26 protein-coding genes and 1 pseudogene are annotated in these 25,662 nt (G+C 32.5%); 20 read left to right on the top strand and 7 right to left on the bottom strand.

The window, feature by feature from the left end:
• Nucleotides 1-134: 134 nt before the first annotated feature.
• Nucleotides 135-794 carry a glycerophosphodiester phosphodiesterase gene (locus SYO3AOP1_RS03020; protein WP_012459303.1) on the bottom strand — a complete coding sequence of 220 codons (660 nt, stop codon included), beginning with the start codon at nucleotides 792-794 and terminating at the stop codon, nucleotides 135-137.
• 318 nt (nucleotides 795-1,112) lie between these two features.
• On the opposite strand from SYO3AOP1_RS03020, the gene SYO3AOP1_RS03015 reads away from it, so the two are divergent.
• From SYO3AOP1_RS03015 to SYO3AOP1_RS02995, 5 genes are all read left to right on the top strand, one after another.
• On the top strand, nucleotides 1,113-1,676 hold the full coding sequence (locus tag SYO3AOP1_RS03015; RefSeq protein WP_012459302.1) for a YqiA/YcfP family alpha/beta fold hydrolase: 564 nt from the start codon (nucleotides 1,113-1,115) through the stop codon (nucleotides 1,674-1,676).
• Complete coding sequence (gene carB / locus SYO3AOP1_RS03010) at nucleotides 1,673-3,265, top strand: carbamoyl-phosphate synthase large subunit (RefSeq protein ID WP_012459301.1); 1,593 nt, start codon at nucleotides 1,673-1,675, stop codon at nucleotides 3,263-3,265. Before SYO3AOP1_RS03015 ends, carB begins: the two co-directional genes overlap by 4 nt.
• A gap of 2 nt (nucleotides 3,266-3,267) precedes the next feature.
• Nucleotides 3,268-4,497, top strand: a complete 1,230-nt coding sequence (glp, locus tag SYO3AOP1_RS03005; protein ID WP_012459300.1) for a gephyrin-like molybdotransferase Glp — start codon at nucleotides 3,268-3,270, stop codon at nucleotides 4,495-4,497.
• 290 nt (nucleotides 4,498-4,787) lie between these two features.
• The gene (locus tag SYO3AOP1_RS03000; protein WP_012459299.1) at nucleotides 4,788-6,062 is read left to right on the top strand and encodes a M48 family metalloprotease; all 1,275 of its coding nucleotides are present in this window, start codon (nucleotides 4,788-4,790) and stop codon (nucleotides 6,060-6,062) included.
• 146 nt (nucleotides 6,063-6,208) lie between these two features.
• Nucleotides 6,209-6,688 carry a CPBP family intramembrane glutamic endopeptidase gene (locus SYO3AOP1_RS02995; protein ID WP_012459298.1) on the top strand — a complete coding sequence of 160 codons (480 nt, stop codon included), beginning with the start codon at nucleotides 6,209-6,211 and terminating at the stop codon, nucleotides 6,686-6,688.
• Nucleotides 6,689-6,776: 88 nt separating this feature from the next.
• Here the strand turns inward: SYO3AOP1_RS02995 and SYO3AOP1_RS02990 are convergent, their stop codons facing one another.
• Entirely contained in the window at nucleotides 6,777-7,991 is a 1,215-nt protein-coding gene (locus SYO3AOP1_RS02990; protein WP_012459297.1) for an epoxyqueuosine reductase QueH, read from the bottom strand.
• Nucleotides 7,992-8,054: 63 nt separating this feature from the next.
• Here SYO3AOP1_RS02990 and SYO3AOP1_RS02985 point away from each other — a divergent pair, with 63 nt between their 5' ends.
• The 10 genes from SYO3AOP1_RS02985 (at nucleotide 8,055) to SYO3AOP1_RS02940 (ending at nucleotide 17,364) form a co-directional block, all read left to right on the top strand.
• Nucleotides 8,055-8,795: a carbonic anhydrase family protein gene (locus SYO3AOP1_RS02985; RefSeq protein WP_012459296.1), complete on the top strand. Its 741-nt coding sequence runs from the start codon at nucleotides 8,055-8,057 to the stop codon at nucleotides 8,793-8,795.
• Nucleotides 8,796-9,214: 419 nt separating this feature from the next.
• Nucleotides 9,215-10,099 carry a 30S ribosomal protein S2 gene (gene rpsB / locus SYO3AOP1_RS02980; protein ID WP_012459295.1) on the top strand — a complete coding sequence of 295 codons (885 nt, stop codon included), beginning with the start codon at nucleotides 9,215-9,217 and terminating at the stop codon, nucleotides 10,097-10,099.
• Nucleotides 10,099-10,692: a translation elongation factor Ts gene (gene tsf, locus SYO3AOP1_RS02975; protein ID WP_012459294.1), complete on the top strand. Its 594-nt coding sequence runs from the start codon at nucleotides 10,099-10,101 to the stop codon at nucleotides 10,690-10,692. The genes rpsB and tsf overlap by 1 nt, the downstream gene beginning before the upstream one ends.
• 3 nt (nucleotides 10,693-10,695) lie before the next feature.
• A complete protein-coding gene (pyrH, locus tag SYO3AOP1_RS02970; RefSeq protein WP_012459293.1) occupies nucleotides 10,696-11,406 on the top strand; it encodes a UMP kinase in 711 nt (236 codons plus the stop codon).
• 12 nt (nucleotides 11,407-11,418) lie between these two features.
• The gene (gene frr / locus SYO3AOP1_RS02965; protein WP_012459292.1) at nucleotides 11,419-11,973 is read left to right on the top strand and encodes a ribosome recycling factor; all 555 of its coding nucleotides are present in this window, start codon (nucleotides 11,419-11,421) and stop codon (nucleotides 11,971-11,973) included.
• 88 nt (nucleotides 11,974-12,061) lie between these two features.
• Nucleotides 12,062-12,505, top strand: coding sequence for a ribosome maturation factor RimP (rimP, locus tag SYO3AOP1_RS02960; RefSeq protein ID WP_012459291.1), 444 nt, complete (start codon nucleotides 12,062-12,064; stop codon nucleotides 12,503-12,505).
• Between the two features lie 14 nt (nucleotides 12,506-12,519).
• A complete protein-coding gene (nusA, locus tag SYO3AOP1_RS02955; RefSeq protein ID WP_012459290.1) occupies nucleotides 12,520-13,635 on the top strand; it encodes a transcription termination factor NusA in 1,116 nt (371 codons plus the stop codon).
• Nucleotides 13,635-13,931 (top strand): ribosomal L7Ae/L30e/S12e/Gadd45 family protein, encoded by a 297-nt coding sequence (locus tag SYO3AOP1_RS02950; RefSeq protein WP_012459289.1) that lies wholly within the window; start codon nucleotides 13,635-13,637, stop codon nucleotides 13,929-13,931. The genes nusA and SYO3AOP1_RS02950 overlap by 1 nt, the downstream gene beginning before the upstream one ends.
• A 12-nt stretch (nucleotides 13,932-13,943) precedes the next feature.
• Entirely contained in the window at nucleotides 13,944-16,730 is a 2,787-nt protein-coding gene (gene infB / locus SYO3AOP1_RS02945) for a translation initiation factor IF-2 (protein WP_012459288.1), read from the top strand.
• Nucleotides 16,702-17,364, top strand: coding sequence for a 7-carboxy-7-deazaguanine synthase QueE (locus SYO3AOP1_RS02940; protein WP_012459287.1), 663 nt, complete (start codon nucleotides 16,702-16,704; stop codon nucleotides 17,362-17,364). Before infB ends, SYO3AOP1_RS02940 begins: the two co-directional genes overlap by 29 nt.
• On the opposite strand, the gene SYO3AOP1_RS02935 is transcribed toward SYO3AOP1_RS02940, so the two are convergent.
• On the bottom strand, nucleotides 17,361-18,011 hold the full coding sequence (locus SYO3AOP1_RS02935) for a PilZ domain-containing protein (RefSeq protein WP_012459286.1): 651 nt from the start codon (nucleotides 18,009-18,011) through the stop codon (nucleotides 17,361-17,363). The two genes, SYO3AOP1_RS02940 and SYO3AOP1_RS02935, sit on opposite strands and share 4 nt — an antisense overlap.
• Nucleotides 18,012-18,069: 58 nt before the next feature.
• On the opposite strand from SYO3AOP1_RS02935, the gene dprA reads away from it, so the two are divergent.
• Both dprA and SYO3AOP1_RS02925 read left to right on the top strand, forming a co-directional pair.
• The gene (dprA, locus tag SYO3AOP1_RS02930) at nucleotides 18,070-19,140 is read left to right on the top strand and encodes a DNA-processing protein DprA (RefSeq protein WP_012459285.1); all 1,071 of its coding nucleotides are present in this window, start codon (nucleotides 18,070-18,072) and stop codon (nucleotides 19,138-19,140) included.
• Between the two features lie 101 nt (nucleotides 19,141-19,241).
• Nucleotides 19,242-19,568, top strand: a complete 327-nt coding sequence (locus tag SYO3AOP1_RS02925) for a (2Fe-2S) ferredoxin domain-containing protein (RefSeq protein ID WP_007545826.1) — start codon at nucleotides 19,242-19,244, stop codon at nucleotides 19,566-19,568.
• A 280-nt stretch (nucleotides 19,569-19,848) separates the two neighbouring features.
• Here SYO3AOP1_RS02925 and SYO3AOP1_RS02920 read toward each other — a convergent pair whose 3' ends face one another.
• The 3 genes from SYO3AOP1_RS02920 to SYO3AOP1_RS02910 all read right to left on the bottom strand — a co-directional run bounded on the left by SYO3AOP1_RS02920 (nucleotide 19,849) and on the right by SYO3AOP1_RS02910 (nucleotide 21,656).
• Nucleotides 19,849-20,739, bottom strand: a complete 891-nt coding sequence (locus SYO3AOP1_RS02920) for a J domain-containing protein (RefSeq protein ID WP_012459284.1) — start codon at nucleotides 20,737-20,739, stop codon at nucleotides 19,849-19,851.
• Entirely contained in the window at nucleotides 20,739-21,374 is a 636-nt protein-coding gene (gene grpE / locus SYO3AOP1_RS02915) for a nucleotide exchange factor GrpE (protein ID WP_012459283.1), read from the bottom strand. The genes SYO3AOP1_RS02920 and grpE overlap by 1 nt, the downstream gene beginning before the upstream one ends.
• Nucleotides 21,375-21,437: 63 nt before the next feature.
• Complete coding sequence (locus tag SYO3AOP1_RS02910) at nucleotides 21,438-21,656, bottom strand: NYN domain-containing protein (protein WP_281340784.1); 219 nt, start codon at nucleotides 21,654-21,656, stop codon at nucleotides 21,438-21,440.
• 53 nt (nucleotides 21,657-21,709) lie between these two features.
• On the opposite strand from SYO3AOP1_RS02910, the pseudogene SYO3AOP1_RS09830 reads away from it, so the two are divergent.
• Nucleotides 21,710-22,949, top strand: a pseudogene (locus tag SYO3AOP1_RS09830) (IS256 family transposase).
• Here SYO3AOP1_RS09830 and SYO3AOP1_RS02900 read toward each other — a convergent pair.
• Nucleotides 22,912-23,268, bottom strand: coding sequence for an NYN domain-containing protein (locus SYO3AOP1_RS02900; RefSeq protein WP_281340781.1), 357 nt, complete (start codon nucleotides 23,266-23,268; stop codon nucleotides 22,912-22,914). The pseudogene SYO3AOP1_RS09830 and the gene SYO3AOP1_RS02900 sit on opposite strands and share 38 nt — an antisense overlap.
• Nucleotides 23,269-23,471: 203 nt before the next feature.
• Between SYO3AOP1_RS02900 and SYO3AOP1_RS02895 the strand changes: the two genes are divergently transcribed.
• Both SYO3AOP1_RS02895 and SYO3AOP1_RS02890 read left to right on the top strand, forming a co-directional pair.
• Nucleotides 23,472-23,711 (top strand): hypothetical protein, encoded by a 240-nt coding sequence (locus SYO3AOP1_RS02895; protein WP_012459282.1) that lies wholly within the window; start codon nucleotides 23,472-23,474, stop codon nucleotides 23,709-23,711.
• 289 nt (nucleotides 23,712-24,000) lie between these two features.
• Entirely contained in the window at nucleotides 24,001-25,542 is a 1,542-nt protein-coding gene (locus tag SYO3AOP1_RS02890) for a 1,4-alpha-glucan branching protein domain-containing protein (RefSeq protein WP_012459281.1), read from the top strand.
• Nucleotides 25,543-25,662: the final 120 nt, after the last annotated feature.

Genomic DNA, 25,662 nt, shown 5'->3' with positions numbered 1-25,662 from the left:
GATCTCCTTTTAAAGAAAATGGTTAGAGGTAATTCTTCGCTTACTTAGGCAAAATTTAAAGCATTCTCATGATTCATTCCTGACAGATTTGGAAGCTTTCGTTTAAGTTCTAAAATTAGGTACCAATCAAAAACCTACTCCAAAATCAAAGAACTTTTTATAAGTTCTACATCATCTGTTGCTATACCATTTACGCCAGATTTCCACAGTTTTATAGCAGTGTCTACATTGTTAACAGTCCAAGCTACAACATATAGTCCCATACGATGGGCAAAAGCATTAGCTTTTTCAGTTGCAAGATAATACTTAGGAAGAACCAACTGACAGCCAATCTCTTTTGCTTCCAAAATTTTGCCCGGTGGTTTTGAGTACACAAGCCCTTTATACAAATTTAAATCTTTTAAAACTTCTTCATGAAAACTAATAACTGCCGTCCACTTTTCAGCTTTAGCTTCATAAATAGTTTTAACTACTTTTTCTGTATCTTCTGGATGTTTTATTTCCACAAAAAGCCCAACACGACCAGAGACTGTTTTTAAAACGTCTGACAAAGTTGGAACTATATATTTTCCTTTTTTTATCTTCTTAATATCTTTCCAAACAGACTCTCTAATATTTACAGAAACGCCGAAAGTCCTTTCAAGAGATTCATCATGACTTATTACCAAAACACCATCCAACGTAGATTGAATATCAACTTCTACAATATCTGCCCCATGTTCAATTGCAGCTTCAATAGAAGGTAAGGTATTTTCAAGCTCTTTGTTAGGATATCCTCTATGACCTACTATCACAGGAAGTTTAAAAAGTTCAAGTAAATCTAACTGGAAGACTTCATTTTTTAAAACCTCTAAATATTTTTAAATTTCAAATATTGTAAAATATATTAAATCAATACCTTGGTAAGAAATTAGTGGTTTTTATAAAATTTGCAAAGGAGATCCTTCGGACATACGTCCTCAGGATGACAGCGAAAGGCTGATTAATAAGCATTAAAGGAAGGATAACCTTATTTGTCATTCTGAGCGAAGTGAAGAATCTCCTACTTTTATAGAATTTCTCATCCGATATATATTGTAAAATATATTAAATCAATCTGAGGTGTCTTAGAGATGAAAATTTTGTACATTCATGGATTTAACTCTGCCGGTTATGGCGATAAAATAAATCATCTGAAAGAAACCTTTGGTCCGGAGAACATCATAGCCCCTACATTACCTTATCAACCCGACAAAGCAATGAAATTATTAGAATTTTTGACAGATTCTATAAAAGATAAAGATAAACTTTATATCTTTGGAACATCTCTTGGCGGATTTTATGCTTTATACTTAGCAGATAAATTTAAAATAAAAGCCGTTTTGATAAACCCATCAATAGACCCGTACAAATCTTTACAAAAGCAAGTCGGACCTCAAAAAAACTTTAAAACTGATGAAGAGTATTATTTTTCTCAAGAAAATTTAGAAAGTCTCAAAAACTTTTATGTAAAAGATTTATTAAGTTTAAAAAATCTTGTTTACGTATATCTTGATGAAGAGGATGAACTTTTAGACAGCAAAGAAACAGCAAAATATTTTGATGGTTTTCATGTTGTGATGTATCCAGGCGGAAATCATAGATTTACTCATATGAAAGAACTTATTGAAGATTTTAAAAAGATGGAGGCTTTATGAAGCAGAAAATAATTATTCTTGGAAGTGGTCCAAATAGAATTGGTCAAGGTGTAGAGTTTGACTATGCATGCGTTCACTGTGTTTGGTCTTTAAGAGAAGAAGGATATAAGGCTATAATGGTGAACTGCAACCCAGAGACTGTATCAACAGATTATGACACTTCTGACAAGTTATTCTTTGAGCCTATTGTCCTTGAAGATGTTTTAAACATTATAGAAAAAGAAAAACCGCTTGGTGTAGTTGTTCAGTTTGGGGGTCAAACACCGTTAAAACTTGCAAAACCCTTAGAAAAATTAAATATACCAATTCTTGGCACATCGCCAGAAAGTATAGACATTGCAGAGGACAGAGAAAGGTTTAGAGATTTAATCATAAAGCTTGGAATAAAACAGCCAGAAAGTGCAATAGCAAAATCAAAGGATGAAGCTGTAAAAGTAGCTCAAGAAATAGGTTTTCCAGTTCTTGTAAGACCTTCTTACGTCCTTGGTGGTAGAGCTATGAGATTAGTCTATGACATGGAAGAGCTTTTGAAATACATAGAAGAAGCTGTCATGGTTACAGAAGATAGACCAATCCTTATAGATAAATTCCTTGATGGAAGTATAGAAGTTGATGTTGATTGTGTTTGTGATGGAGAGGATGTTTTAGTTGGTGCAGTGATGGAGCATATAGAAGAAGCCGGTATCCACTCAGGAGATAGTGCTACTTGCATTCCACATTACACACTTCCGGATGAGGTAGTAATTAAGATAAAAGAGCAATCAAGAATGCTTGCGAAAGCTTTAAATACGATAGGACTTATAAACATACAGTATGCGATAAAAGACAACGAAATCTACATTATTGAAGCAAACCCAAGAGCATCAAGAACAGTTCCGTTTGTAAGTAAGGCTATCGGATATCCACTTGCTAAGATTGCATCAAAAGTTATGATTGGCAAAAAATTAAGAGAAATCATTCCGGAAGTTTTCCAGATAAAAGACCCACATCCAGCAACAGACTTCCACTCAAAAGACTTTAAATACTTCGCAGTTAAAGAAGTGGTTTTCCCTTGGAATAGATTTCCGGAAGTAGACCCATTACTTGGTCCAGAGATGAAAAGCACAGGAGAAGTGATGGGTATTGATGAAGACCTTGGTCTTGCATTTTGGAAAGCACAAGCTGCAGCAGGTCAGTTGCTGCCAGAAAAAGGAAATGTGTTTATATCAGTAGCAGACAAAGACAAACCTCACATTTTAGATATTGCAAAAGAGCTTAAAAATCTTGGATTTAATATTTATGCAACAACGGGAACTTATAAATACTTAACAGAAAATGGCATAGAAGCTAATCTTGTAAACAAGCTATCGGAAGAAAGACCAAACATCGTTGATAGAATTAAAAATAATGAAATAGCTTTAATCATAAACACACCTTCCGGTAAAAGAGAAAGGTCTGATGCATATTATATTAGAAGAGCAGCAGTTGCAACAAAAACACCATACTTTACAACCGTAAGAGGTGCCCAAGCTGCTGTCATGGCAATAAAATCATACAAAGAGAAAGGATTAACAGTAAAATCATTACAAGAAATCCATACAGGAGTTTAAAAATGATCACATATGAAGAAGCTTTAAAGATAGTTTTGGAAAAAACTAAACCACTTGGAAATGAAAAAGTTTTTATACATCAAGCTTTAAATAGAATATTAGCAGAAGATATATATGCTGACAGAGACAATCCACCTGCTGATAACAGCGGTATGGACGGCTTTGCTGTTAGACATGAAGACATTATCGGAGCATCTGAGGATAATCCAGTTCCTTTAAAAATCATCGGAGAAAGCAAAGCAGGAGATTTGCCGCCAAAATTAGAAAAAGGTGCTGCCATTCCAATATACACAGGAGCATTGATTCCAGAAGGTGCAGACACAATAATCCAAAAAGAATTAACAAAAGTGGAAGGAAACACTGTATATATTCTTAAAGAATTAAAAAAAGGTGCAAACATCAGAGAAAAAGGCGGAGACTATAAAGCCGGAGATTTACTAATTCCAAAAGGAAAAAGGTTAAGACCTGCTGAAATTGGAGTTCTCTCTTCTGTAAATAAAGCAACCGTTTATGTAAAACAAGTTCCAAGAGTTGGAATCATTACAACAGGAGATGAAATCTTAGATATAGGAGAAAACATCACAAAAGAATCTCAAATAAGAACATCAAACACATACTCACTTTATACACAAGTTTTAGAGACAGGAGCTATCCCAACAATCATAGGCTTTGCTAAGGACAATCCAGAGGATATAAAAGAAAAATTAAGATGGGTTAAAAACTGCGATGTATTACTTACAACGGGCGGAGTATCTGTTGGTGAGTATGACCTTGTTAAAGATTTCGTATCAAAAGAGTTAAACGTTAATATTCATTTTTGGAAAGTTTCTATAAAGCCGGGTAAACCTGTTGCATTTGGCACATGGGGAGAAGAGGATGAAAAAATCTTCTTTGGAATTCCAGGAAATCCTGTTGCTTCCATGGTGGTTTATGAGATTTTAGTAAAACCGGCTATAAAAAAGATGATGGGATATCAAAATCCAGAAAATAAGATATTCTCAGGAATCTTAACAGAAGATTTTAAAAGAAAAAGTGCAGATAGATTAGAGTTTATAAGAGCATATGCTGAATACAAAGAAGATAATTTTTATGTAAAACCATTTACTAAACAAGCTTCCAACATGCTTACAAGCATGGTAAATGCTAACGCATTGGTTTTTGTTGATGAAGATATTCATCAAATAGAAGCAGGAGAAAAGGTAAGGTTTATCCTTTTTGGTAGGAAGATTTAAAGTCTTGGCGAGATTTTACTAATTTTACTAATTGAATAAGTGAACCTTGAGACTGCTTGTAAAAATCAACCTTGTCATTCTGAGCGAAGCGAAGAATCTCCTTTTTTTATTTTTTAAAAGAGGAGATCCTTCGGACTAAAGTCCTCAGGATGATAGAAAAGGGTTGAATGATAAGCATTAGAGAAAGAGCAACCCTATTGTCATTCTGCAGCCAGCGAAGAATCTCATACTTTCATTGAATTTATCACGAGGTAAATCTTTTATTGTGAGATTTAGAGGGAGGTAGTAAAATGAGAAAGGTTTTTAAATCCTTATTGATAATTTTCTTCTTTGTAATTTCTTGTGCCCAAGTTCAAGATCCATTAACAGGAAAGCCGACTCTAACACTTTTGCCAGAAAGCGAAGAAATAGCAATCGGTAAAAAGGTTGTTCCACAAGCCATAAATGAAAACGACGGATTGTATCCGGATAGAGAAGTTCAAGAATATGTTAAAAGCATTGGTTATAAATTAGCATCAGTAACACCCAGAAAAGTAGATTATCAGTTTTATGTAGTAAATTCAGGGGAAGTAAACGCCTTTGCACTTCCAGGTGGTCCTGTATTTATCCATCGAGGATTATTACTCACTCTTGATAACGAATCAGAACTTGCCGGAGTAATAGCACACGAGCTTGGACACATCAACGCAAGACACCATGCAAAATTTTTAGAAAAGACTTATGGATTAAACATACTTCTAAATATATTAGCTGTAGCAACCTCTCAATCTCAGTATCAACAAATCGTTATGCAACTTGCACAGGTATCGGCAGGTCTTTTGCAATTAAAGTATAGCAGAGACCAAGAAAGAGAAGCAGATGCTTTAGGTGTTAGGTTTACTTACGAAACAGGCTACGACCCAAGAGGTTTAATCGCAACTTTTGAAAAATTTAAAAAAATGGAAAAAACTCAAGCCCCTCCATGGCTTTTAACTCACCCATTACCGGAAGAAAGAATACAAAATGTTTCTCAGCTAATAGCTACAAAATATCCAGATAAATTACTTCTCAAAAAAGACAGTGAAAAATTTCAAGAGATCAAAAAACGCCTTATCTTAACTTCAGACAGCTATAAATACGTAGAGAACGCAAAGGATAACATAAAAAATAAAAATTTAGCTGTCTCATTAACAAATTTAGACAAAGCTATAAAAGCATATCCAGAAAACAATGCAGCATATACTTACAGAGCCTATGTTTATTATCAGCTTAAAGACTTCAAAAAATCTTATGAAGATGCTTTAAAAGCATATAACATTGATAGAATGTATTTTATGCCACAGCTTATAATGGGTGCTTCTTTAACAAAGCTTGGAAACTATCAAGAAAGTATAAGAGTTTTAGAAAATGCTAAAAATTTAATAGATTCTAATCCAGACCTTTACTACTTCCTTGGTGTAAGCTATCAAAGTATTGGAGACAGACAAAACGCATATAACAACCTTACTACAGCTTTAAAACTTACCGATGGCAGAAGAGGATGGGAACAAGACGCACAAAATAGATTAAGAATGTTGGTAAGGTAGGAATGTCGTTTGAAAAATTCAAAAAAATATGAGATTCTTAGCCGGCTGCAGAATGACGCCCTTCTTTGTCATTCTTGAGCGTATGCGAGGAATTTCATATTTTTGTATTTATCACTCAACGTATACTATTGGTAATTTAAAAAGTTATGAATAATAAAAATCTTTCAATTTTATTATACGCAGCTTTAATTGTAAGTTCAATAATTTATAAAATTACAAACTTTACATATTTTATATCTGTCGTTTTACTCTCTCCAATTCTTTTTATTGATCTTAAGTCTGCTTTTTCTTATTCAAGAAAGTATGATTTATTAATAATTTTTGTACTACCACTTTTATTTATCCTTGAACCACTTCAAACATTAAACAGCTTATTTATAGCTTTTTCAGAAGAGCTTTTCTTTAGAGTTTATTTATTAAGCTATTTTTCTAATCTTTTAACTTCTATACTTTTTACCATTCCACATATAATCATCTACCAAGACTTACACTCATTTTTAACATTTTTTCCATCTTTGTTTTATGGCTTTGTATATCAAAAAACAAAATCTTTTTCTTTAGTTGTAGTTCTACATTTTATTTCTAATGAGTTTTATGTAGCGTTTTTGTCAGAAATCTTTAAATAGATGGTAGGAGTGTACGAAAGTGAAAAAGTTTTTGATAATCAAGATATTTTAAAAAATTCATCCTACCTACTCACTTATTAACTATTGTTTAACTAATAGCCCTTCTTCCAAGTCTGCCAACAAGCTCGACACCATAAACAACTATACCTACCTTTCCTGCTTCAATATCCTCTTTATTTTCATCTATAGCACTAATGATATCTTCTAACCTATAACCATTATTTCCATCACTGTCTGTATCACTGTAAAACTCTAACTTCCTCTCGCTACTTTCAACATCACCAATATAAAGATTTTGAGATACCATATCCGGTATAAACTCAGACTTTAGCTGAAGCTCTACCTTATCACCTTCTTTTAACTGTGTATCAACTATAAAAACTGGGTCTGTAAAGATACGCGGCTCGGAAAGTGGCAGTTCTTTTAGCTCATTTAAAATATAGATTTTTGCATTACCTTTATTCAAGTATGCAATTTTAAAATCTTCTCTTTCTTCTATCTTAGATACAATAGCTCTTAAAACCCCTTTGATTGTCCTGCTATACGGCAAAACTTTATGATTTACATAATCTTTATTAACCTTACAAACAGAAGACAGTAGCCTCCATCCGATAAAGCTAAAATCTTTTTCTTTACATTTTATGCCATTGCTTTCTGCATATAGTCTTATTTGTTTTATAAATAAAAGCTCTTCTCTGCTGCCTGCAAGCCTGCCTTTTGAGAAAGTTATAAGCTCTGGAATAAAGTCAGAAAATTGTCTTTGTGGTAATAATCCAAAAATACAGCCACAGTAATTTTGATGATAAAGCTCTGATTCTTTCGCAAGTTTATTCATTTTTTCTGTTCCGCCGTTTTTTCTAAAATCAATAGCCAAAAACTCTAAACCATACTCACTTGCTACCTTTTCTCCAACTTCCTTTAATACTTCAAAATCTTTTTTAGGACTCATCATTAAAACTGTTGTAAGCTTATTACATCCAAGCTCTTTTGCTATTTCTGCACTTTTAGTTAATCTTACATCATGGCAAACAGTACATCTTTCGCCTCTTTCCGGCTCGTTTTCAAGACCTTTTACAGAAGATAGCCATAAATCTAAATCATAATCTCCTTTTATACACTCTATCCCAAGCTGATTACAAACTCTTTTTGTTTCTATCCATCTAAGCTCAAACTCTTCTTCTGGATGTATGTTTGGGTCATAAAAATAGCCAATTAGCTCACTGTTTGGGAAATCTTCTTTTAACTTTCTAAGTGCATAAACACTATCAACTCCACAGCATATATGAACAAGAATTTTATCCATCTTTTAGCTCCTGATTTGTTTATAATATTTTAATATTTTACTTCTAACAGGAGAAAATCAAGTATGAGAAAAATACTAATTTCTGCAGTTTTAGTATTATCAAGCATTTCTATATCTTTTGCTGAGCATGAATGGAGTTATGAAGGTGAAAAGGGACCGGAGCATTGGGCGCAGTTAAAACCTGAATTCTTTTGGTGTAAATTAAAAAATCAATCTCCTATAAACATTGATAAAAAATATAAAGTTAAAGCAAACCTGCCAAAGTTAAACTTGTACTACAAAACTGCAAAAGAATCAGAAGTAGTAAACAATGGTCATACTATTCAGATAAATATAAAAGAAGATAACACTTTAAACTACCTTGGAGAAAAGTATCAGCTTAAACAGTTTCATTTCCACACACCAAGTGAACATACAATAGAGAAAAAATCTTATCCGTTGGAAATTCACTTTGTTCATAAAACAGAAGATGGTAAGATTTTGGTCGTTGGTGTAATGGCTAAACTTGGGAAAACTAATAAAGAGTTAGATAAAATTTTAAACGTTGCTCCTGCTGAAGAAGGAGAAAAAATTCTTGATAAGAATTTAAATTTAAACAATCTTATACCAAAAGATAAGAGATATATGACATACTCAGGCTCATTAACCACTCCACCATGCACTGAAGGTGTAAGATGGATTGTCTTGAAAAAACCTATTTCTATATCTAAGCAGCAACTTGAAAAGTTAAAATCTGTTATGGTGAATCCTAACAACAGACCTGTTCAAGAGATTAATTCAAGATGGATAATTGAAGGATTTTAAATAAAAATATGCTTTGGGGAGGGTACTTTAAATTTCAACCAAGTCTAAAAATTAATTAACCTTTTGATTGTCATTCTAAAGCCATGCAAAGAATCTCCTGCTTTATTTTCAAAAATTCAAAAGGGAAACAATTCGGACTAAAGTCCTCAGTATAAAACAAGGAAAACGAAAGTAGAGGCAATTCATGAATTGCCATTACAGAATAGGATGAGGTCTTGGATAAAGTATCGTCATTTTGAAGCCGGCAAAGAATCTCTGCTTTCACCCAATTTCTCACCTGACGTATATTAAAATTAGTCAAAAAATCTAAATTTATGATATAATAGTTTTCTTAAATAACCACACTTCCATCATAAGGGTTGCCCGTTTGGGTGTTTTATGTGGAAGTGGAAGACTAAACCCTTAAAGGAGGATTTTTTATGGCAGTAGAAATCAGCATGAGAGAACTCTTGGAAGCAGGTGTTCATTTTGGACATCCGGTAAGAAGATGGAACCCAAAAATGAAGCCGTACATCTACACTAAGAGAAACGGCATTCACATCATAGACCTTTCAAAAACAGTTCCACTCTTCAGACAAGCTCTTGAATTCGTTACGGAGCAAGTAGCAAACGGTGCAGAAATACTTTTCCTTGGCACAAAAAAACAAGCTCAAAACATCATAGAAGAAGAAGCTAAAAGATGTAGAGCATACTATGTTAACTACAAATGGCTCGGCGGTATGTTCACAAACTTTGCAACTGTTAAGAAAAGCATTGCAAAATTAAGAAAGCTGCAGAAAATGGAAGCTGAAGGTGTATTTGAAGTTTTACCAAAAAAAGAAGCAAGAACTTTAATGAAGCAAAAAGAAAAGCTTGAAAAGTATCTAAAAGGTATTGTTGATATGGACAGAGTTCCGGACATTATATTTGTTGTAGATACAGTAAGAGAAAATAACGCTGTTACAGAAGCTAATAAACTCGGCGTCCGTGTTGTAGCTATTGCAGATACAAACTGCGACCCAGACAAAATAGATTATCCAATCCCGGGCAATGATGATGCTATAAAAGCTATTCAATTAATTACTTCTAAAATAGCTGACGCTGTAATAGAAGGCAAAAAGATGAGAGAATCTATCGGAACAGCTGTAGGAACAAAAACCATTGAAGAAGAGCTTTTAGCAAGAGCAGAAGCTGCTAACGTTGTAGAATCTGGATATATGGGAGCTAAAAATTATTCAAAAGAAGATAAACTTTCTGAAGTGGTAGAGAAAGAAGTTAAATCTAATATAGATGAAGAAATAGAAGAAGCTAAGGAGGAGCTTTAATGGCTGTTGATGCAAAATTAGTTAAGACTCTTAGAGAAATGACCGGCGCTGGAATGCTCGAATGTAAATCAGCTTTAGAGGAGGCTAATGGCGATTTAGAGCTTGCAGTTGAAATTTTAAGAAAAAAAGGTGTTGCAAAAGCTGCTAAGAAAGCAGGAAGAGAGACAAAAGAAGGATTAATTCATGCATATATACACGCCGGCGGAAGAATTGGCGTTCTTTTAGAATTAAACTGTGAAACAGACTTCGTTGCTAGAAACGAACTTTTCAAAGAACTTGCTAACGAAATAGCTTTACAAATTGCAGCTATGAAGCCACAGTACGTTAAAAGAGAGGATGTCCCAAGAGAAGTTGTTGAAAAAGAAGGAGAAATTGCAAGAGAAGCTGCAGTTGCAGAAGGAAAACCGGCTCACATTGCAGAAAAAATAGCGGAAGGAAAATTAGAGAAATTCTATAAAGAAGTATGCTTATATGAACAGCCTTACATTAAAGATGACAAAAAAACTATTGAAGAATTAGTAAAAGAGTATATAGCTAAAATTGGTGAAAACATTCAAGTTAGAAGATTTTGCAGATACGAGCTTGGAGAGTAAAATTTGCCGTTAGTTTATAAAAGAATTCTTTTAAAGCTTTCCGGAGAAGCATTGATGGGGGATCAAGAGTATGGAATTGATCCCCATTTTGTCAGTGAACTTTGTGATGAGATAAAAGATGTTTATGAAATTGGCGTTCAGATTGCTATAGTCATAGGTGGCGGAAATATTTTCAGAGGCATTCAAGGCACTGAAATAGGAATGGATAGAGCTACTGCTGATTATATGGGAATGCTTGCAACGGTTATGAATGCTCTTGCACTTCAAGATGTTTTAGAAAAAAAAGACGTTCCAACAAGAGTTATGTCCGCTATCGAAATGAGACAGATAGCAGAGCCTTATATAAGAAGAAGAGCAATAAGACACTTAGAAAAAGGAAGGATTGTTATATTTGCTGCTGGAACAGGCAGTCCATTTTTTACAACAGATACAACAGGAGCTTTAAGAGCTGCCGAAATAAAAGCAGACATCCTTTTAAAAGCTACAAAGGTTGATGGTGTTTACGACAAAGACCCTGAAAAATATCCTGATGCAAAACTCTTAAAAGAAATTTCTTATTTAGATGCAATAAATAAAGACCTTAAAGTTATGGACCATACAGCTATAACCTTATGCATGGAAAATAAACTTCCTATCGGAGTGTTTAACATAAAGAAAAAAGGTAATCTTAGAAAAATCGTTTTTGGTGAAGATGTAGGCTCAATAGTTAGATAAGGAGGGTTAAAAATGATAGAAGAATATCTTAAAGAAGCAGAAAAAAGAATGAAGGGAGCAGTTAATAAATACAAAGAAGAACTTTTAGGAATTAGAACAGGCAGAGCTTCTACAGGATTAGTTGAAAATATAAAAATAGATTACTACGGAACAGAACTTCCTTTAAAACAGCTTGCAACAATCTCAACTCCAGAGCCAGCTCAAATCGTAATCCAAACATGGGACAAATCAGCTGTAAAACTAATAGAAAAAGCGTTGATGGAAGCAAATCTTGGAGCAAATCCGCAAACAGAAGGAAACGTTATAAGATTAAACCTTCCACCAATGACAGAAGAAAGAAGGAAAGAAGTTGTAAAAATGATTCATAAGTTTGCAGAAGAAGCAAGAATAGCAATTAGAAATATAAGAAGAGACGAAAAAGAAAACATAGAAAAACTCAAAAAAGAAGGCTTTTCAGAAGACGACATCAAAAAAGCTCTTGAAAAACTCCAAAAATTAACAGACAGATACATAGAAGAAATCAATCAACTTACAGAGGCTAAGGAAAAAGAAATCCTATCTATTTAAATCCCTTTAAATCAAATAACTCTTTGAAATTTATGATAAAATTTATAAATTAGATTGTACTATTTTTTAATAACTTTGAGGTTAGTTTATGAAGGTTGAAGAAAAGGTAAAGGAATTACTTTTACCTATTTTAGAAGAAAGAGACTTTAAACTTGTGGATATTGAGTTTATACCAAGCAAAAGACCAATTTTGCGTATTTACATATACAATCCGGAAGGTACATCCATAGATGATTGTGAATGGGTAAGCAAAAGAATAGGAGCTTTACTTGATGTTGAAGATTTAATTGATAAAGCATATATCCTTGAAGTTTCTTCACCAGGATTAGACAGAAAATTTAAGAATATAGAAGAATACGATATTTTCAAAGGTAGAGATGTAGTAGTAAAAACAAAAGAACCTATCAATGAGAAAAAAGTGTTTAAAGGTACACTGCTGGGTTTAGAAGATGAAAAAGTAAAAATTAAAGAAAATGAAGAAACTGTAGAGATTCCATTTGAAAATGTTAGCCAAACAAAATTAGACTTTTAAGTGTAGGAGTAGGCATGTCTGTAAAACTAAAAAATGTAATAGAAACCATATCAAGAGAAAAAAATATTCCTGAAGATGTTATAGAAAAAGCATTAAGAGATGGTATTTTAACAGCTGTAAAAAAAGAGTTTAAATTAAGAGAAAAGGATGCTGTAAAAATTATTTTTGATAAAGAAAAAGATGAATTAAAAGTTTTAATCAAGAAAAAAGTCACGCCATTTGTAGAAGATGAAACAAAAGAAATTGCTTTAGAAGAAGCAAAAAATTACGACCCAAACGCAGATTATGGAAAATACGTGTATGTTCCATTGAATCTTGAAGATATTGGAAGAATCGCTTTAAGCGTTGCTAAAGAGGTAATAGCTAAAAAAGTTTCAAAGGTTGAAAGAGATATTTTATATAGAGAGTTTAAAGATTATGAAGGAAAAATAATAACCGGAACTGTTAGAAGATTTGAAGGTGATGATATAATCGTAGACTTAGGAAGAATTGAGGCAATTTTGCCAAAGGAAGAGCAAATTCCAAAGGAAAAATACAAAATAGGTGATAGAATAAGAGCTTTGGTTTTAAAAGTTTCTAAAGAAAACACCTATCCAATCATAGAAAAAGGAAAGTTAAAAAGGGTCATAAAAGTTTTCGAACCACCAATGGTTATACTTAGTAGAACACACCCTAACTTTCTTAAAAAATTATTAGAAATAGAGGTTCCTGAAATTGCAGAAGGTGAAATCGAGGTTAAGGCGGTTGCAAGAGAGCCAGGAGAAAGAGCAAAGGTAGCAGTTTATTCAAAGGATAAAAATATAGACCCTGTTGGTGTCGTAGTCGGCTTAAAAGGCAGCAGAATCCTAAATGTTTCTTCAGAATTATCCGGTGAAAAGATAGATGTTATAGAATGGGATGAAGACCCGGCAAAATTTATTATCAGAGCTTTAGCTCCTGCAAGAGCTAAAAAATATAGACTTCTTCCAAGAGAAAAAAGAATAGAGATTGCTGTTCCAAGAGAAGAACTTTCCTTAGCGATAGGAAAAAACGGCATAAATGCAAAATTAGCTCACAAGTTAACCGGCTGGCATATAGATATATTAAGTGAAGAAGATTTTGAGAGAATTCAAAAACTACCAAGTAAATAATGGATTTAGAAGCTGAAAAGAAAGTTATATCACTGCTGCAGCTTGCTTATAGGTCTGGAAAATTAAAGTTTGGATATGAAAATTTGTATAAACTTAAAGGAAAGCACTTTTTGATTTTAGCAAAAGACCTTTCAGAGAATACAAAAAAGGATATATTAAAGTTAAATAAATTTGAAATTTATTTTTTCAAAAATAAACAGGAGCTTGGAAAAATTTTTGGAAAAAATAACGTTGGCGTTGTTGCAGTTTTAGAAAACAACTTGGGCAGAGAAATAAAACGTTTTTTAAAAGGATAGGAGGTTTCATATTTGAAGTTAAAGGATTTAGCATTAGAGTTAGGCATAGACCCTAAAAAATTAAAAGAGGAGTTAAATGAAGAGCTTGGATTAGGGCTTAAAAAGATTACAGATAAATTACCTGATGAAGTAGTGGATTTAATCAAAGATAGATATAAAAAATCACAAGAAGTAAAAGAAGTCCAAGTAGAAGAAAAAGGAATTAAAGCTTTTGACCTTTATCACAGCTTAGGAATAACTCTTTCTGAATTAGAAGAAAAATTAAAAGAAGTGGGATTTTCAAAAGAGATCACAAACTGGACAATCATTGATGAAGAAACTGTTGAAAAAGTTAAAAAAGCCATAGAAGATGAAAAGAAAAGAAGAGAAGAAGAGTTAAGGAAATTAGAAGAAGAGAGAAAAAGAAGAGAAGAGGAAGAAAAAGCTAAAAAAGAAGAAGAGTTAAAAGCAAAAGAAAAAATAAAAGAAATTCCTGAAGAGAAAAAAGAAGAAGAAATTAAGCCAGAGCCAAAAAAAGAAGAAATTCCTGAAGTAATAGAAGGTGTAGTTGCAGAAGAAGAAAGAAAGCCTTTCAGAAAAGAAAAAAGAGAATTTGAAAAGAAAGAAGAAAGAAAGCCTTACGAGAAAAAACCTTTCGAAAAGAAGCCATACGAAAAAAGAGAAGGATATGAAAAAAGAGAAAAATACGAGAAAAAGGGAAAATTTGAAAAAAGAGAGGAAACAAGACCTCCTAAGGAAGGTTTTGCTGAAAAAGAAAAATACAAAGAAGAAAGAAAGCCATTTGAGAAAAAAGAGAGATTTGAAAAAAGAGAAGAAAAACAACCAACCCCTATTGCTATCGTTCCAGAGTCTATAAAAGAAGAGAAAAGGGTTGAGAAAAAAGAAACAAAAGAGGAAAGAGAAACAAGATTAGCAAAAGAACAAAAAGAAGAAATGGAAGCCCTCAGAAAGTTAATGGAAGGCCAACCTAAAAAGAGAAAGCCTAAGAAAGAAGAGAAGAAAAAAGAAGTAGAAGAGCAATCAAAAGAAGAAGAAATTAAAATCGTCCAAATCCCTGAAGTAATAACAGTTAGAGAGTTAGCAGATTTATTAGATATTCCTGTAAATCAAATATTGATGGATTTATTAAAAAGAAAAATACTTGCAACAGTAAACCAAACAATAGACCCTAAGATAGCTATAGAAATAGCAGAAGAACACGGATTTTTAGCTGAACTGAAAGAAGAAGGTGTAGAGGAAGAAAAAGAAGCAGAGGAAGAAATCCTTTCTGAAGAAGAAACAGCTGAAGAAGAAGGAAATCTTGTCCCAAGACCGCCTGTTGTGGTAGTAATGGGGCACGTAGACCACGGAAAAACTACGTTGCTTGACACTATTAGAAAAACAGATGTTGCAGCAAAAGAGCATGGTGGTATCACTCAGCATATAGGTGCTTATAAAATAAAACTTCCAAACGGAAAAGAAATAACATTCTTGGATACACCCGGACACGAGGCATTTACAACTTTAAGAGCAAGAGGGTCAAAAGTTGCAGATATAGCTATCTTAGTAGTTGCTGCAGATGACGGAGTAAAGCCTCAAACTGTAGAAGCTATTAACCACGCAAAAAGTGCAAAAGTTCCTATTGTTGTAGCTGTTAACAAGATAGATAAACCTGGTGCAGACCCTATGAGAGTAAGACAAGAGCTTACCCAGTATGGACTTATCCCAGAAGAATGGGGTGGAGATACGATCTTTGTAGATGTATCTGCAAAAACAGGAAAGAATGTAGAAGAGCTTTTAGAAATGGTCTTACTCGTTGCTGAAATGTTAGAACTCAAAGCAAACCCTAATAGGCAAGCAGTAGGAACAGTTATTGAATCTAAATTAGACCCTAAGAAAGGACCTGTAGCTACTGTTTTAGTTGAGAATGGTACTTTAAAAGTTGGAGATTACTTTGTAGCTGGTTATACTTGGGGTAAGGTTAAGGCTCTTTTGAACGAGAGAGGAGAAAGGCTTAAAGAAGCAGGACCTGGAACTCCCGTAGAGGTGCTTGGATTTGAAGAAGTTCCTCAAGCGGGAGATAAATTTATTGTAAAAGCATCAGAAAGAGAGGCTAAACAGTTAGCTGAAATTAGAAAATTAAGAAGAGAAGAAGAGCTTCTTGCTAAAAAGACAAGAATACATTTAGAAAATCTTAGCGAAGTTAAAGAAATTAATATCATTATTAAAGCTGATACACAAGGTTCTTTAGAGGCTCTCAGAAAGTCCATAGAAGAGCTTTCAAATAAATTTAGTGAAGTAAGTATTAATATAATACACGGTGCTGTTGGTGGAATTACAGAAAGTGATGTTATGCTTGCAGCGGCATCTAACGCAATAATTATAGGGTTCAACGTTAGACCAGATGCTGGAGCAAGAAAAGCTGCAGAAGAAGAGAACGTAGATATAAGAGTTTATAACATTATCTATCAAGCATTGGAAGATTTAGAAAAAGCAATGAAGGGTATGCTTGCTCCTACTTATAGAGAAGTATTGCTCGGGACTGCGGAAGTGAGAGCAACGTTTAAAGCAAAATCTATTGGTACAATAGCAGGATGTTATATTACAGATGGCATAATTAAAAGAAATGCAAAAGCCAGATTGGTAAGGAATGGTGTTGTAATATACGATGGAGAGATAAGCTCTTTAAAAAGATTTAAAGAAGATGTTAAAGAAGTTCAGAAAGGCTTTGAATGTGGACTTACTTTAAAGAATTTTAATGACATAAAAGTAGGAGACATAATAGAAGCTTATGAAATTGTTGAAGAAAGACCTCAATAAAGAAACTTTTAAAGTTGTTGAAATATTTCGTTCTGTTGAAGGCGAGGGAAGATGGGTAGGTCTTCCTGTTGTCTTTATAAGATTAGAAGGCTGTAATTTAAGATGTAGTTGGTGTGATACCCCCTACTCTTATACAGGAGAAAACTTTAAGTTACTAAGTATATCTGATATTTTAGAAGAGATAAAAAAATACAATCTAAAAAGAGTTTGTATTACAGGCGGTGAGCCATTCTTTACAGAAAATCTTGATATTTTGGTTGGAAATCTTATAGAAAACAACTATCAAGTATTTATAGAAACAAACGGTACTCTTTGGAATCAAAACTTTGAAAACTTAGATAAGTCTAAGATCTATATCACATGTTCACCAAAACCACCTTTCTATTTTATAAACAAAAATCTTTTACCCTATATATCTGAGTTTAAATTTGTCGTTGATGAAACCTTAGACGTTAAACATATTATAAGACCGGACCTTACGGAGTATATTAAAAACGATGTTATCGTACTTCAACCGGAAAGCAATAAGCCAGAAATGGTTAATAAAGCTTTAAAATTGCAAGATGAGCTTTTGAAGTTTGGCATTGAAAGTAGAATTATACCCCAGTGCCATAAAGTTTTAGGTTTGCCTTAATCTGCAAAAGTATTAAGTATCTTTGCAATTTCCCTTTGTCTTTCAAAAATGTATTTTGCTACTTCGTCTTCAACCTTAGCTGTCGCATTTAAAATTTTTGCACCATATCTATAAGTATTATCAGGTCTTTCTATTTTGTAAAGAACTTTAAAAACAATTGGCAAGGATTTACCATTAATATTAAGTTTTCCTGAGAATGGTTTATTTAATTCTAAATAAACAGTTTTTGGCAACTTAAAACTAAATCCTTTCTCAGAAATGTCCCTAAGCAGCACACATACATTGATGTCATCATCTATCTCTAATAGAATTGGATTTTTTTGGGAACATTTTACTCTTACATGTTCCCTTTTTACTTTTGGTTCTATAGCAAGAAAAGGAAAGGTTGTAACTAAAGTTTCCTTATTCCAAAATAAAGGTCTTAAAAGTAGAACTTCATTGCTAAACCTTACATAAATTTCTTTTTCCTGATTTATCATTGCTTCTATTTTTGGATTTATTTCAAACTCAATCTGCTTTCTTTCAAAATCTATATCTAAAACAGGTAAAACAACTTTTATTGGTGATTCATCATAAAAAATATATGCTTCTATTTTTTTATCTTTTTGTAGTTTATTTATAAACCTATCAATTATCCCGTCTGACATAGCAACCTCAGGCCTATGTTATACTAATATTTTAACACAATGAGAAGGAGTATCAATATTGAATGAGATTCTAAGCTCTCTTGAAATTTCATTTATAAAAGGTATTGGGAATATAACTTTTAAAAATTTAATACTCAAATTTAAAACTTCGGAAAATATTCTTAATACAGATTTTAATCAGCTAAAAGAAAACTTTGGTGAAAATATAGCAAATTTAATTGTAAATAGAGATAAATCTTTAAGAGAAAGAGCTTTAAAAGAGTATGAGAAAGCTTTAAAATACAACGTCCGGATAATTCCATTTTCTTCTGAAAACTATCCTAAGCTGCTAAAAGAAATTCCAGACCCACCAATGGTTTTGTATGTTAAAGGTAATTTAAATAATTTAGATAACTCTCTTTCTGTTGTTGGAACGAGAAAGTATTCTAATTATGGTCTTTATGTAGTAAACTCTATCGTTAAAGAATTGGCAAAGAATGGTGTAACTATAGTTTCTGGACTTGCCTCCGGAATTGATACCTTGGCACACAGAATAACTTTAAAAGAAAATGGTTATACTATTGCGGTTTTAGGCAATGGTATTGATATAGTGTATCCTTACGAAAATAAAAAGCTTTATGAAGAAATCTCAGAGAAAGGTTGTATTATTTCTGAATTTCCGTTTGGAACAAAACCTTCACAATACACATTTCCAAATAGAAATAGAATTATAGCCGGATTGACTTATGGAACGTTTGTAATTGAAGCACAAGAAAAATCAGGAAGTTTAATAACAGCTAATTATGCTAACGACTACGGTAGGTTAGTTTTTACAGTTCCGGCAAACATAAATCTATCTTCTGCAACAGGTAATAATCTTCTTATAAAAGATGGAGCTATTCCAATAACAAGCTTTGAAGATTTTAAAGACCATTTACCATTTTTAAATTTTAAAAAGGAAAATTTTGAAAAAGTTTTAGATTTAACAGAGGAAGAAAAATTTATACTTCAAATCATAGGGTCTGATAAGGTTTATATTGATAAAATCATAGAATCGGTAGATGGAAAATTTGATGTTTTTACAGTTTTAAATGAAATGGTAATTAAAGGCATTCTTTCTGAGGAGTTTGGATTTTATTATCATAGTTAGCTTAAGAAAGCTCTATATAAAATTTCTAATTTAAATCATTTAAAAATCTACGCTATTTTTATATAATCTGAAGGAGAAAATTTATAACAGGAGGTCTTAGTATGTCAGAATTTAGACATGTTTTTGTATGTATGCAAAGAAAACCACCAGGAATGCCATCTTGTGGTGATAAGGGCTCTGACCAAATTTTTATGAAATTCCAAGAAGCATTAATGACAAAAGGGCTTTTTAACAAAATGGCAGTAACTGCAACAGGTTGCTTAGGTCCATGTATGTTTGGTCCAAATGTAGTTGTATATCCTGATGCTATCTGGTATGGAAACGTTACTCCAGCCGACGTAGAGGAGATAGTTCAAAAACATATAATTGAAGGACAACCAGTAGAAAGACTTATAGTATCAAAAGGAAAACCACCGGGAATGTTTTAATATAAATTGTATAAGCTAAAAGAAGTATGGGAATTAGAATTACTTGTACTTCTGTCTGTCCTGAGGACTTTAGTCCGAAGGATCTCCTCTTTTGATTTTTTGAAAAGAAAAGCAGGGGATTCTTCGCTGACGCTCAGAATGACAAAATAGGAGTATAAAAGGACGGAGATTCTTCACCGGTTGCAGAATGACGCAGTTTAAGAGTTTTTGTCAGTAAGCAACAAACTAAGAGTCTTATAATTTATTTTAATTTTTCCAAACCAACATGACTTACATACCTTTAAAAAATATAAATGTATAAATTTCCTCTATTTCCAGATTTGTCTATATAGCCTTCCTTTGGAATTTTTAAAGTTAAAGGTAATTGTTCTTCCTTTGGAATTTTTAACTCTAAAATCTCATCTGTTATTGTTTTAATTCTCAGAATTTCATACTCTTCCAATGGCTTTTGTAATTTTAATTTTAGATACAAATCATTGCCTATTTTTTTAAAAACATTTTCAACCAGCTTAAATCTTATTATCAGGTCTCCGCTTTTTCCACCGCTTATACCATCATGACCTAAATTTCTAATTCTTAACCTTTCTCCATCATCAATACCTTTTGGAATGTTAATTTTAATAGATTCTAATCCTTTATAATAGCCTTGTCCTTTACATTTTTCACAAGGATTTAGAATTTCATATCCTTTACCAAAACAATTAAAACAAACGATTTTTCCTATTTTTGTCTGGATTTTGCCAATTCCATCGCATTTTTTACACTTTACAATCTTGCTTGATTGTGAGAGACCCGAACCTTCACAATTTTCACATGTTTTGTATCTTTTGTAAGTGATGACTTTTTCACTACCCAAAATAGCATCTTTTAGACTAACTTTTAGAGTTATATGAATGTTTGAACCATTTTTTGGCTTATCAGTAAATCCTAAAAATTCAAGAAGTTTTTCCTCAAATACATTTAAAAGATTTGATTTTCCAAGAATGTTATTATAAGAACTTCTTTTTTCTGGGTCTATGAGAGTTTTATATGCTTGGTTGATAAGCTTGAAAATTTCTTCCGAATCTTTGTTTAAATCAGGATGGAACTTTTTGGCTTGCTTTCTGAAGGCTTTTTTTATCTCTTCTTCGGTAGCATCTATTTTTAAGCCAAGAAGTTTATAAAAATTCATTATGTTATTTCTTCTTCCTCAGATATAGCAACTACTACTTTTGCCGGTCTTATAACTTTACCTTTATATTTATATCCTGCTTGAAGGACTTTGACGATTTGATTATTTCTATACTCTTTTGTTTTTAGAGTTTCTAAAGCTTCATGCTCCATTGGATTAAATTCCCCTGCTGCCTCTATCTTTTCAATTCCATAGCTTTGAAGAAGGTTCATAATTTGATAATGCGTCATCCGTATTCCTTGCATGATTGCGTTTATATCATTAGATACTTTAAAGCTTTCTAACGCTTTTTCAAAATTATCTACCACATCTAAAAAAGCTTTTGCAAACTTTTCTATAGATTCTTCTTTTATTTGCTCTCTTTCTTTTATTGCTCTGATTTTATAATCTTCAAAATCTTTTTGAATAGATTGATATAAAGCGCTTAAACGTTTTGCAGCTTCTTCCGTTTTTTGTAATTTTTGTTTTAATGTTTCTACTTCTTCTTGCAGCTTCTTTATAAGCTCATCTTTCTCTTGCTCTGTTAAAGGCTTTTCTTCTCTAACTTCTTCTTGATTTTGTTCTTGGTTTTCAATGTTTTCTTGATTATTCTTTTCTTCCAACTTTTTACCTCCTGATTTTTGTTTTACAAACATTACGGAATAATTTTAAATTTTATTTTCTTCTAACTTTATATAATTTATGTCTGATAAAGTTTTTTACAAGAAAATATCTTCGCCAAATGTTGTCAAATCTATAAATTCGTCTGCAACTTCTATTAACTCTTTAGCTGTTGTTTGTTTAAATGCTGCAATTTCTACTTTTACACCTTTTGTTTGTAAGTATTTTACAAGGTCTTTAAAATCTCCATCTCCCGTCGTAAGTATGGCTACATCTATCTTTTCAGATAAAGCTATAGCATCTATTGCTATTCCCATGTCGGGAGTTAAAATAATGTTGTGTCTAAATAAAATTATAAGGAGGAGTAGTAATGGATAAGAAAGAATACTTTGAAAAAATATTAGACAGATCTACCGAAGAATTAGTAAAAGAACTTTTCCCAAACGGTATAACAACTCAAGAAGAAAAGATAGGTATAAGAAAGCTTTTAGAATCTGTTGTGGAACTGATTATGAATCAGGAAAGAAATTTCTTCCTTGAAAATGACGATGATAACAAAGCAAATGGGTATTATGAAAGAAGCCTAAATACTGGTTCTTTCAAGCTTAACATAAATGTCCCAAGAGATAGAAAGGGTAAATTTAGACCACAAATATTACCTGACCCTTATAAAAGAGTTAATGAAGATTATATAGACCTTCTTATGAGTTTGGTATCCAATGGATACTCAGAAAGCAAGATAGATTCTACATTAAAAAGCTTGGGCTTAAACTACTCAAAACAACATATGGATGCAATCAAAAAACAGCTTATAGAAAGACTTGAGTGGCTTTAAAACAAGAGAGCTTCCATCGGATGCATTTGTACTGTATATAGATGCATATCACTGTGATATAAAAGAAAAAAACAAAATTAGGAAAGCTTCTGTTTATGTAGTTCTTGGAATAGATTTACAAGGAAATAAAGATATATTTGGATTTTACACATTTTTCAGTAGTGAAAACAAAGCAGACTGGATAAAAGTATTCAATGATTTAATAGATAGAGGACTAAAAAGGGTAATGCTTATAGTAAGTGATGATTTTCCTGGGATAACAAAAGCCATAGAAACACTATTTCCTTATACAGACCATCAGCTATGTTTAGTCCATTTACAAAGAAACGTTAGAAATCAGATGGATAAAGAAGATTCACAAGTATTTAACAAAGAACTGAAAAACATAAAAGAAAACAGCTTAGATTATGAAGATGGATTAGAAAAATTAGATGATTTATGCGGTAGATTTAAGTCTAAATATCCAAGCTTTATAAAACATATTCAATCTAACAAAGAGAGATACTTATGTTTTTTAAAATATCCAGAAAATCTAAGAAAGCACATATACACAACAAATCCAGTTGAAAGTGTTAATAGCATGATAGAAAAGGTAAGAATAAATTTAGGTGGATATTTTCAATCTGTGGACATTCTTGAGATAAATCTGCTTATACAAAGAGACAATTTAAAGAATGGAAAATGGAAAAAGCCTATACCTGCTTTTAAAGGAGCTTCTTATGAAATTTTACAATTGTTTAATAAAAAGTTTTCAGTCCAGACACAAAATTATTGACAAGTCTCCCCATGTCCCAATCTGCTTTAATTGTTGTCCAAAGATTACCTTCTTCATCCAATCTTTTAAATATTTTTGGCTCCTTTTCTCTAACTTGATAGCCTATATGTTTAAGCGTGTTTATAAATCCTTTTTGGTCAACACCTTGTAGTTTCACTATATAAGCAAAGGCTCTAACTAAAATCCTGTCTCCAAGAGTTTTATAAAGGATGCTTTCAAAATTTACTTTTCTATTAAATGTATCCCTTGCTGAATAATATAGATTCTGTATGTCTACAAATATAGCAACTCTTTGATTGTTATATATCTTTTTGTTCAAGAATAACTCCTTTTTAGCATTATTTTTTCTTAATTCTACCATATTAAGCACAAAGTTTGTATAAATTCAAATTCAAATTCAAATTTTTTCCTGATTAAATCCGTCAGTTAAGCTAAGTTTTTAACTTTAAATTAAATTAAGACTTTACAAATTTTTTTATGTTATAATATTCTCTAAATTTTTTTAATAGGAGGTAGTTAAAAATGAAAAAATTAGTACTCGGATCAGTAGCAGCTGTATTATCAGCATCTTTACTTTTCAGCTGCCAAAAGAAAGAAGAACAACCAGCTCAACAAGCTGCACCAGCACCAGCTGAACAACAAGCTGCACCAGCACCAGCTCCAGCTCCAGCTGAACAACAACCAGCTCAACAAGCTGCTCCAGCACCAGCTGAACAACCAGCTGCACCAGCAGGCGAACAAAAACCAGCTGAACAAAAGTAATTTCACACTATATAAAGGGAGGCTTGTCCTCCCTTTCATTAATGAAAATTTCCTATTTTAAAAATTCTTCTTTTTAATTATCTTTCGAAAACTTCCATACATTTTAAAGAATCGTCATTAAACTCTCATTCAAGTAAAAGAAGAAAAGATGATTTAAAATTTTGTCAGAACATACAATTTACATACCCATCCTTTAAAATCTTGTTATGTTAGAATATTCCCAATTGTTCCCTTTTAAGGAATATAAACTAAATTTATACATACCTACAAAACAAGGAGGGAAGACTTAATGAAAGGCTACTGGATGCCAGTATTACATTCCCACTTGCCATTTGTAAAACACCCAGAATATGAATACTTTCTTGAAGAACATTGGCTTTTTGAAGCTATAACAGAAACATACATACCACTTTTGATGAGATTTAAGAAGCTTGAAGAAGAAGGTGTAGATTTTAGAATAACAACCTCTATCACTCCACCTTTAGCATATATGCTATCAGACCGGCTGCTGATTGAAAAGTACAAAAAATATCTTGACAAAATGCTATCCCTTACAGAAAAAGAAATCAAGAGAACAAGAGCAAGTGAAACATTTAACAAGCTGGCAAATTTTTATAACAAGCTGTTTACTTATATTAAAGATTTTTTTTACGGATTTTTAAATCAAAATGTTTTAAACGGTTATAGATATTTTGAAGAAAAAGGATATATAGAAATAATTACTTGCAATGCAACCCATGGGTTCTTGCCTTTACTTCAACCAGAAATTCAATCTGTAGAGAGACAAATTGAGCTTGCAATCAAAACTCACGAAAAATTTTTTGGGAAAAAGCCAAAAGGCATTTGGCTTGCAGAATGTGCATATTACGATGGACTTGATAGTATATTAGCTAAGCATGGAATAGAGTATTTCTTTTTAGATTCTCATGGATTGCTTTTTGGAAAGCCAACTCCAAGATACGGCGTTTTTGCACCTATTTATACACCATCAAAAGTGGCAGCATTTGGAAGGGACCCAGAGTCTTCAAAGCAAGTATGGAGTGCAAAGGAAGGATACCCAGGAGACCCTAACTACAGAGACTTTTATAGAGATATAGGTTTTGACCTTGAATTTGATTATATCAAAGACTATATAAGCCCGGATGGAATTAGAGTTTATACAGGAATAAAATATTACAGAGTAACCGGAGATGTTGACCTTGCCCACAAACAACCATATGACCCAGATAAGGCAAAAGAGATGACAAAGGTTCATGCTGGACATTTTCATATATCAAGAGAAAAACAAATGGAACATCTTGGCAAATTTATGGATAGACTGCCGTTAATAGTTTCTCCTTACGATGCAGAACTGTTTGGCCATTGGTGGTTTGAAGGACCAGAATTTTTATATAATCTTTTTAAAGAAATTGATAAACATAAACAATTTAAAGCAATTACCCCATCTGAATATCTGAACATATATCCAGAAAACCAAGTAATTAGACCATCTCCATCATCGTGGGGAGATAAGGGATACTATGAAGTATGGATAAATCCAAAAAATCACTGGGTTTATAGATATTTACATCAAATGGAAAGAGATTTAGAAAGCTTAAAATCTAAATATAACAATCAAAGAGTCTTAAAGCAGCTAGAGGTTCAGCTCCTGCTGGCTCAAAGCAGTGATTGGACATTTTTAATAACAACAGAAACAGCCCAGCAGTATGCAACAAACAGATTGAAAGAACATATAAGCCATTTTTACACATTGAAAGAACAGTTAGAGATGGGTAAAATAGATAAAGAGTATTTAGAATTTTTAGAGTATAAATACAGTATTTTTGGGTAAGGAATTAGGTATTTTTATAAATTTAAGTAAGGAGATCCTTCGGACTTACGTCCTCAGGATGACAAGGAAAGTGAAAAAGCGGAAGAGTAGGGGCGATTCATGAATCGCCCTTACGAAAGT

Origin of the sequence: Sulfurihydrogenibium sp. YO3AOP1 (genome assembly GCF_000020325.1) — a bacterium.
Classification (GTDB): domain Bacteria; phylum Aquificota; class Aquificia; order Aquificales; family Hydrogenothermaceae; genus Sulfurihydrogenibium.
The sequence above is the reverse complement of the archived record's forward strand: the minus strand, read 5'-3'. Positions and strand labels throughout refer to the sequence as shown.